This is a genomic window from bacterium (genome assembly GCA_029210545.1).
Classification (GTDB): Bacteria; BMS3Abin14; BMS3Abin14; order BMS3Abin14; family BMS3Abin14; genus JARGFV01.
This window is the reverse complement of sequence record JARGFV010000103.1, coordinates 1-8,816: the sequence shown is the minus strand read 5'-3', so window position 1 is coordinate 8,816 and position 8,816 is coordinate 1. Positions and strand designations below refer to the sequence as shown.

The following is an 8,816-nucleotide window of genomic DNA, read 5'->3' as shown; positions in this document are numbered from 1 at the left end:
CCGGGCGCGGCTGCTATTGCCGGTCATCGATCCGGGCGCCTCTCCCAGGCGCGGCCGTTTTTGCCGGTCATCGATCCGGGCGCCCTTCCCAGGCGCGGCCAGTCATTGATTTGGGCGCCCCGCGCGGGGCGCGTTGATGACTTTTTGCGAAGTCATCAGACTTCATTAGAAGGGATGGGAGGGGGGTGTGTCAAGAGGAGGGACAAGGTGAAAGGGAAAAGTGGAAAGTGGAAAGTGCGATTCAAGTTCCGGGTCTGGATCTTGACCTGGACCTGGTCCTGGTTTTAGCGTTTCCTCCGTGTCCTCGCGCCCGGTTTTCTCTCCGCGTCACCGTGTCCCCGTGCTTGCCACGCCGGAGCTTTAGCGAAGGCGGGTCCCCGCGTCCCCGCTTCCCCGTGCCTGCCCCGAGCCTGGTCCAGGGGGCCACCGGCAAGCGTGGCGATCTCCTTGTCGGTAAGCCGTTTGTATGTCCCCGGTTTCATCTTCGGGGGCAGCTGGAGACGGCCGATAGCGGTTCGCTTGATGGAGATGACCCGGTGCCCCAGGGCGTCCCCCATGCGCTTGATCTGGTTATTCTTCCCCTCCCTCAGGACGAGGTTCACGGCGGTTTCCCTGTCTGTACTCATGGTCCGTACAAGCGAAACATCGGCCGGGAGTGTCGTGCCGTCCTCAAGCTCTATTCCGTTGCGCATCTTTCTCAAAACCCGCTTGTCCATCTCACCCTTGAGCCTGACGAAGTAGGTCTTGTGGTGTTGACGGGAGGGATGGGTCAGGGCCTGGCTGAGATCGCCGTCGTTGGTCAGGATGATCATCCCCGAGGCGTCCAGATCCAGCCTGCCGGCACTGTGGAGCCCGTCGGAGACTTCCGGAGGGAGAAGGTCGTAAACCGTCCTTCTTCCCTGGGGATCGCTGCGCGTGCACAGAACGCCGGACGGTTTGTAAACCATGTAGGTACGCTTCTTCAGGCCCTTTGAAAGGGGGCGGCCGTCCACGGTGACGTTGTCCGTTTCAGGATCGACGAGAACGCCCATGCCGGTCACGATCTCGCCGTTGACGCTGACACGTCCCTCGCGGATCATCTCCTCCGCCGCCCGGCGGGAGGCGATGCCGGCGGTCGCTATGGCTTTGTGGAGACGGAGCATAGGCATGGTTATGGCCACACGACACGGAGAGGGGGAGACGCGGTGACGTTGCGAAGAATCCTCATAATCCTTCTTCCTCATTGCTACCTGTCTGTGTATCCGAGTCGCTCTTATGATTTTCTATATTAGGAGATGATTCAGAGTTCTCAGTTTTCACCGTAACGGTTCCTGATTCAGGTTCCTCCGTGTCCCCGTGTCCCCGTGTCTCCGCGTCGAGGCCATCCTCCCCTTCCTCCAGCAGCTCCGCCACCTCCTCCAGCGTCGGCAGGGATTCCAGGTCCCTCAGTCCGAAATACTCCAGGAACTCCCTGGTCGTACCGTAGAGGATGGGACGCCCGGGGGCTTCTTTCCGTCCGAGGATGCGGATCATGACCTGGGAGAGAAGGGTCTTGAGGACGGCGCCGGAATCGACGCCCCTGATCTGCTCGATCTCGGCCCTCGTGACCGGCTGCCTGTAGGCGACGATGGCGACGGTTTCGAGGCTGGAGCGGGTGAACCGCCGGCGGCTTCGCGAGGTGAAAAGCTTTCTCACCTGGTCAGCGAAACGGGGGTCGCTTCGCAGTTGGTAGCCGCCCGCCACCTCTTCCAGGGAAAACCCCCTCCCCTGGGCCTCGTATTCTCCCTTTAGGGCTTCTACGGCGTCCCTGACCAACTTTTTATTCCATCCCGAGGCTTCCGAGAGGCTATCCACGGTCAAGGGCCGTGACGAGGCGAAAAGGAGTGCCTCGATGACGGCACGGTCGCTGTCCTTACTCATCTGTGCTCCTGTCCAAATTTATTGCCGGTATATTCCCGGAATTTATATTAGTCTTTGTCCATTTTATCAGGATTGTTCTTGATCATCTCCCCCGGTTTCCGGCGGCCCGTTGAGGACGAGGCTGATCGGTTCACCATAATCTTTCTGGACGGCGATGAGGCGTCCGGATCGGATCATCTCCAGGACCCCCAGAAACACGGTCACGATCTTTCTTCTACTGTCGAGGCCTGTGAACAGGTTCCGGAAACGCAGGCTGGGTTCAGCGGTCAAGCGGGCCACGATAAAGGCGAACCCTTCTTCAAGGGTGAACGGTTCCCGGGAGAGTTCCACGGGCAGACGCTTTTCGGCATCGTCAAGGACCCTCTGGAAGGCGTCCATGAGCTGGAACAGGGACGCCTCGGTGAAAAGCTCGTCGGAAGCGGGCGCCACGGTGGTTTCGGGCCTGACGAAGATGTCATGGTGCAGGACCGGCAAAGAGGCGAACTCCTCGGCCGCTTTCTTGTACTTCTGGTATTCAAGGAGCCGGCGGATGAGCTCTTCCCGCGGGTCCTCCCCCTCACCCTCCTCTTCCTCCTCGTCCACAGGAAGGAGCATCCGGGACTTGATGTACACCAGGGTGGAGGCCATAACCAGGAACTCACTGGCCACCTCCAGGTCGAGTTCCCGCATCATCTCCAGGTAGGCCAGGTACTGCTCCGTCACCTGGGCGATGGGGATGTCGGTGATATCGAGCTCGTTCTTGCGGATGAGGTGCAGCAGCAGGTCCAGGGGGCCCTGGAACGATTCCAGCTCGATGCGGTAAGCCGCGAGAGGGCTGGTTTCCGCATTGGTTGGCTGTTTTTCCTCCGGCATGGGTAACCGCTCAGCTCCCGTAAAGGGTGATGGCTGCCCGGACGGCCTCCATGGTCCGTGCGGCTTCCTTCCTGGCACGGTCGTTCCCGTTTTCCAGGATCTGCCTGACGAGATCGGGGCGGTCGTCGAAAGAAGCCCGCTTTTCCCGGACAGGGGCCATGACCTTCTCGAGACCTTCGAAAAGGACTTTTTTGCAGTCGATGCAGCCGATGCCGGCAGTCCGGCACCCTTCGGACACTTCATCCCGGTGCTCTGGTGAGGAGAAGAAACCGTGCAGCTCGAAGACAGGGCATTTCCCCGGATCGCCGGGATCCGTTTTCCTGACCCGTGCCGGATCGGTCACCATGGGCCGGAGCTTGTCCCAGACGGTTTCGGGGCTGTCCTTGAGGTAGATGGCGTTGTTGTAGCTCTTGCTCATCTTCCTGCCGTCGGTCCCGGGCACCCTGGGCGCCTGGGTGAGCAGCTCCTGGGGCTCGGGAAATACTCCCTCCGTGCCCTTTGAATACATATGATTGAAGCGCCGCACGACCTCCCGGGTGAGTTCGAGATGCGGCAGCTGGTCGATCCCCACCGGAACGTAGTTGGCTTTGTAGACGATGATGTCCGCAGCCTGAAGGAGCGGGTAGCCCAGGAACCCGTAGGTGGAAAGGTCCTTGTGGGACATCTGCTGCCTGACCTCCTTGTATGAGGGCACCCTTTCGAGCCACGCCAACGGTGTGATCATGGACAGGAGCACGAGAAGCTCCGCATGCTCCAGGATGGCCGACTGGAGAAACAGGGTGGACCGGTCGGGGTCCAGGCCGACGGACAGCCAGTCCTTGACGATCTCTTCGGTGTATTCGGCCAGGGTGGCCGGTTCGTCGTACATCGTGGACAGGGCGTGCCAGTCGGCGACGAAATAGAAGCACTCGTATTCGTCCTGGAGACGGTACCAGTTGCCGAGGGCCCCGAGATAATGGCCGATGTGAAGAGGGCCCGTGGGCCTCATGCCGGAAAGTACACGATTCATGAATGCTCCTTCTTTACCTGATTCCCCATTTTCCATCAACAGTGTGGACGCCGGCCGCTTTATAGGACATACAAACCATGATCCCGGAGGCGCCGAGGGGGAAAAAGCGGATTCAGGATTTAGATTCCGAAGATCCTGGTGATAATGGTGAAGATAAACCGGTATGCGGGATCGATAATGATGTGAAACATCCCGCTGAACAGGAGAACCACGAGGACGATCCACCCGTACCTGGACAGCCGGGAATAGGCCCGGGCCTGCTCTGCCGGAAGAAGTCCCTCGAGGATGTGACTGCCGTCCAGGGGGTGGATGGGCAGGAGGTTAAAAACCCCGAGGTAGATGCTGATCTTGATCCCCATGACGATCATGGCGGACAGGGGCTGAAGGATCGGGTTTGACCAGAGGATCTCCGGGCCGGGGACCCAGAGGAGGATCCTGAAAACAAGGGCGAGGGCCATGGCCAGGAGGAAGTTGCTCAAAGGGCCGGCCAGGGAAACGTGCATCATGTCCCTGCGGGGTGATCTGAAGTTGAAGGAGTTCACCGGAACCGGTTTTGCCCAGCCGAAGATGACGCCGGCGCCTGAGAACGCGAGCAGGAGCGGAAAAAGGACCGACCCCACCGGATCGAGGTGCCGGATGGGGTTCATGGTGATCCTGCCCATGAGCTTGGCGGTATAATCGCCCTTGCGGTAGGCGATGTAGCCGTGGGCGACTTCGTGGACCGTGATGGCCAGAAGGAACGGCACCATGCTGAGGAGCAGTGAGGCGAAGCGGTTGGGGTCCATAAGATAATCCGAGACCCAGTCACAGACTCAGTCTCCGTTCTCCTTTCGTTTGGTGTTCGTAACACGGGGCATGAGGGGTGTCAATTGATTGCGCCGGCAACATGCCGCGGCGCAATCGGTGCACGGGTGCACCGGTGCACCTGTGCACGAGATTGACCTTCCCCTTTCCACTTTCCCCCCTTCGATCACGCCGTTGGCGTGACTCAGGGCCTTCGGCTTTCCACTCGTTAATTTTCCAATGGAAAATTAGCGATCACCCACTCTTTCTCTTCAGCAAGAGAGTTGACAATCCCGTCCACGCGGGCGTCCTCGACAGCTATCATGATCTTTCTGAACAGGGGCCCGGACGGATACCCCATCTCCTGCAGCGTTTTGCCGTCGATCTCGCGGTTCAGGTACCGAAGCCTTGAAAGGTAGACGGAGATGGCGCGGGCGGTGTCCTCCTGTTTCGTGAGGGACATGATGAGCAGAAGTTCCTCAATGGGGACGCCGGAGAACTGCCGGGCGATCCAGCTGGGTTTTTGTTCCTCTTTTTGGGACAGTTCCTTCATGGTTGCGGAAACCCTGTTGAACCGCTCACGGTAGATCTCCCGATGATGTTCGTTGAGGTGGAACGTCTCGAGGACCTCTTCCCTCTGTTTTGCGCTTATCGACATCATGATCGAGGAAAAGTAGATCTCACCGACATCGGGTTCCTCTTCGATGTACAGGAGGAGGAACCACGAGTGGATCCGTTCCACCTGTTTGAACAGTTCACGCACCTTTTCGGTGAAGATCAGGGAGGGGTGGAGCGATTCCAGGATCCCCAGTTCCTGCATCCGTTCGAACCCGGCTGCGGGTTCGTCCCCCCTCAGGATGGCAAACAGTTCGTGAAGTACTCTCTGACCCTGGGCCTGGCGCAGGTACCCTTTGCGGACCGACCCCTTGAGGAGATATTCGGTGTGTTTTCCGATCCTGAACTCGAAGTTCTGTTCGAACCGCACCGCTCTTATGATCCGCGTCGGATCGTCCACAAAACTGAGGTTATGGAGGATGCGGATGGTGCGATCCTTCAGGTCCCTGAGCCCTCCGAAAAAATCCACTACCTGCCCGAAACTGTCCGGGTTCAGTCGAACCGCCAGGGCGTTAATGGAAAAATCCCTCCGGTAAAGGTCCAGCTTGATGGAGCCTCGCTCCACCATGGGGTGAGCTCCGGGCGATTCGTAATACTCGGTCCTGGCCGTGGCCACGTCCAGTTTGAACCCGTCCTTGAGGATGACCACGGCGGTCTTGAACTTCTTGTGGGAACGGGCCCTTGCTTTAAGTTTCCTGGCCAGAGCCCTGGCGAACCGTATAGCGTCACCCTCGACCACGAGGTCGACGTCCAGGTTCTTTCTCCGAAGGATGAGGTCGCGGACCAGTCCGCCCACCAGGTACACGCGATCGTCAAGCTCCTGAGCCACCTTTCCCGCGGCTACCAGCATGCGCCTTGCCCTGGGGTCAAGGATCTCGTGGATCAGTTCCCGGATGTTTCTTACCCGGGCGCCGGGTGTATCTTCGTCAGGGGCGGTATCCTCAAAAGAGCGAGTTCTTTTAAAATCGTCGTGCATGGCCTCCAGCAGGTCGGTCCTCGTAATGACCCCCAGAAGCTTATTCCCGGAAACAACCGGAAGCATCCTCTGGCGTTTCTCGATGATCTGTTCCTGGACACTGGTAAGGGACGAAGCAGGGCTGACAGTGGAATACTCGGTGAGCATGTACTCCTTTAGCGGGGAGTCCGAAAGCCCGTGGAGGATGGCTCTTTCGACCACTCCCCGGGTGATGATCCCAACCAGTCTGGAGCGGTTGTCCACCACGGGCAGGGAGTTGATGTTTAACCTGGACATGACCTCGGCTGCCGTGGCGATGGGATCAGAGCCTTTCATGTCCATGACCGGGGACGACATGATGGTACCGGCGTTGACCCTTTCGGTAACCATCTTTTTAAGGAGGGCGCCCAGCCTCTCTTTCACCTGCACCAGGGTCAACTCCCTGATGGAGGCCGATGCGGCGGTCGGGTGCCCACCGCCGCCGAACTCTTTCGCGACCATGGACACGTCCAGTTCGGGAAGGCGGCTTCGCGCCACGAGGATGATCCTGTCCTCCATCCTGACCATCGTGAAAAGGGCGTCCAGGTTTTCCATGTCCATGATCTTGTGGACGAGGAGGGCCAGTTCGCCGATGTAGTCATCGGTTGATGCCGACGTGACGGCAACCGGGATGCCATGGACGTTGATGATGCTCAGGGAGTTTAGAAGATCGTGGAGGAGCTGGACCTGCCGGCTGTCCATCTCCCTGGTGATGAAGGTAGGGATGATCTCCAGGTGGGCGCCACGTTTTAATAGCCAGGAGACCGCTTCTATGTCACGGGGGGTGGTGGAGGCGAAGGTCAGGGAACCGGTGTCCTCGTAGATACCGAGGGCCATGATGGTGGCTTCTTCCGGCGTGACCTTGATCCTGCGTTTGCGGATGATATCCACCAGTATGGTGGCCGTTGCCCCGACAGGCTCGATGTGCTCCACTTCTCCGCGGTAATCGTTTTCTGTCTGGGGATGGTGGTCGTAAATGTGGAGAGCGACTCCCTTTTTGGAGGCGATCTCGTCCAGGGGGCCAAGGCGGCCCTTGATATTGATGTCCACCAGAATGAGGCGGGTCACCGCGTCGAGGTCCAGATCTTTCAGGCGCTGGAAGGGGAACGACACGAGGGTGGACTTGAGGAAAAACTCCCTGAGGTTTCTCTCCTGGGAGCCGGGGAAGACCAGGTGGGCTTGTGGGTAGAGCTTTTTCGCCGCGATCATTGATGCCATCGCGTCGAAGTCGGCGTTGAGGTGTGTCGTGATTAAATCCATGTTTTTATATCGGACTTCAATGGCACGTCATCTGCTGCGTTATCACCCCTCGGAAAGCCTCGAAGTACCTGGCTTGTGTACGTCTTCCGCCGTCGCTCAAGCTATGGCGGGACAAGTCAGAGGTGGGGGTGTTATTAACAGTCCCCATCCATAATCTCCCTCTCCCCACCGTGGGAGAGGGCCGGGGTGAGGGGGAAATTATTTTTCACCCTCCCATCGGTCCCCTCCCCTCAACCTCCTTCGCACAATGCTTCGGCGGGTCAAGAGGGAGGGGAAGGATAAGGTAGTTGACTTTTATAGCCTCGAAGTACCCATTAACGTACGTCTTCTTCAAGGAGAAAAGAGATAAGCGACAGGTTGGTACTTATCTCTTATCACATATCTCAAAGCATCCGATTTTTCTGGGATTGGAGATGTTAGATTTGAGATTCGCCCCATCCTTTTTCCTGACTCCTTACCTTGGACAGACCCACAAGACTCTGAAACAGAGATTTCATGCTATTCATGAAAAACAGTTCTAATTCATGAAAAACAATTATTCAACACAACTTTCGTGAATTTTGATGACTAAACACGGAATTCTCCCGCTGGGCCTGAATTCCGTGTCTGGAAACACAAAATTCACGGACGACGAAATTCCTTTACAACAATTTCTGCTCAAACAGCCTTCTCGCCAGGGAGTAGATGTCCTTTCTGTCCCCTTCCCTTCTTCTACCCACGGCAACCACGACAACGGTGACGATCTTCTTCTCCACCTTATAGATCACACGGTATTTCTGCCCGGCGGCACGGAGGGACCGGAATCCGGCAAGCTCGCCAAGCAGCGGTTTACCCTTCTTTTCAGGATCTCCCGCCGGCATGCCGATGCTGTCTGACACCTGCCCCCGTATGCGCCTGTCGGAGATCCCTTTGAGCATTTCCAGGGCAGCCGGGGTGATGACCACATGCCAGGTCAAAGGTCAAGGTCCCTTTTCGCCTTTTCCCAGGGGACCGCCTCCCCGCGGCCGTACTGGACAATGCTTTCCCTGAGGACCGAGATCATCTCCCTGTCGGCCATGACTTCCAGGGTTTCGGTGATGGTTTCGTAAAGCTCCCAGGGCATGACAGCGAGAACCGGTTTGCCCCGTCTCGTAACGGCAACAGCGTCGAGGTTTTTCTCTCGCGCGAACTCTTCGGGAAGGGACGTCAACTGTTTCCGGGCCTCGACCATGGAAAGGGATCTGGGCATAGTGCACCTCCTGCTGAATATGTACGTATAAATGTACAGGATGGTGTACGGATATTCAAGGGCAAAGGAGCGGGAAAACTGATTCAACGTTGATGGACCCGCAAAAAGTCCATCAACGCGCCCCGCGCGGGGCGCCCAAATCAATGACCCGTCCCGCAAGTCATTAATTTGCGGGA

8 protein-coding genes are annotated in these 8,816 nt (G+C 58.0%); all 8 read right to left on the bottom strand.

The features are described from left to right. Window positions 1-284: 284 nt before the first annotated feature. The 8 genes from P1S46_10065 to P1S46_10030 all read right to left on the bottom strand — a co-directional run bounded on the left by P1S46_10065 (window position 285) and on the right by P1S46_10030 (window position 8,640). On the bottom strand, window positions 285-1,148 hold the full coding sequence (locus P1S46_10065) for a pseudouridine synthase (GenBank protein MDF1536823.1): 864 nt from the start codon (window positions 1,146-1,148) through the stop codon (window positions 285-287). A gap of 55 nt (window positions 1,149-1,203) precedes the next feature. Further along, window positions 1,204-1,899, bottom strand: coding sequence for an SMC-Scp complex subunit ScpB (gene scpB / locus P1S46_10060; GenBank protein ID MDF1536822.1), 696 nt, complete (start codon window positions 1,897-1,899; stop codon window positions 1,204-1,206). 66 nt (window positions 1,900-1,965) lie between these two features. Continuing rightward, on the bottom strand, window positions 1,966-2,751 hold the full coding sequence (locus P1S46_10055) for a segregation/condensation protein A (protein MDF1536821.1): 786 nt from the start codon (window positions 2,749-2,751) through the stop codon (window positions 1,966-1,968). Between the two features lie 10 nt (window positions 2,752-2,761). Next, window positions 2,762-3,760 (bottom strand): tryptophan--tRNA ligase, encoded by a 999-nt coding sequence (trpS, locus tag P1S46_10050; protein MDF1536820.1) that lies wholly within the window; start codon window positions 3,758-3,760, stop codon window positions 2,762-2,764. Window positions 3,761-3,879: 119 nt separating this feature from the next. After that, entirely contained in the window at window positions 3,880-4,545 is a 666-nt protein-coding gene (locus tag P1S46_10045) for a site-2 protease family protein (protein ID MDF1536819.1), read from the bottom strand. Window positions 4,546-4,772: 227 nt separating this feature from the next. Beyond that, entirely contained in the window at window positions 4,773-7,412 is a 2,640-nt protein-coding gene (locus P1S46_10040) for a CBS domain-containing protein (protein MDF1536818.1), read from the bottom strand. Window positions 7,413-8,053: 641 nt separating this feature from the next. Further along, a complete protein-coding gene (locus P1S46_10035) occupies window positions 8,054-8,368 on the bottom strand; it encodes a type II toxin-antitoxin system RelE/ParE family toxin (protein ID MDF1536817.1) in 315 nt (104 codons plus the stop codon). Next, on the bottom strand, window positions 8,365-8,640 hold the full coding sequence (locus P1S46_10030) for a type II toxin-antitoxin system Phd/YefM family antitoxin (protein MDF1536816.1): 276 nt from the start codon (window positions 8,638-8,640) through the stop codon (window positions 8,365-8,367). The genes P1S46_10035 and P1S46_10030 overlap by 4 nt, the downstream gene beginning before the upstream one ends. Window positions 8,641-8,816 lie beyond the last annotated feature (176 nt).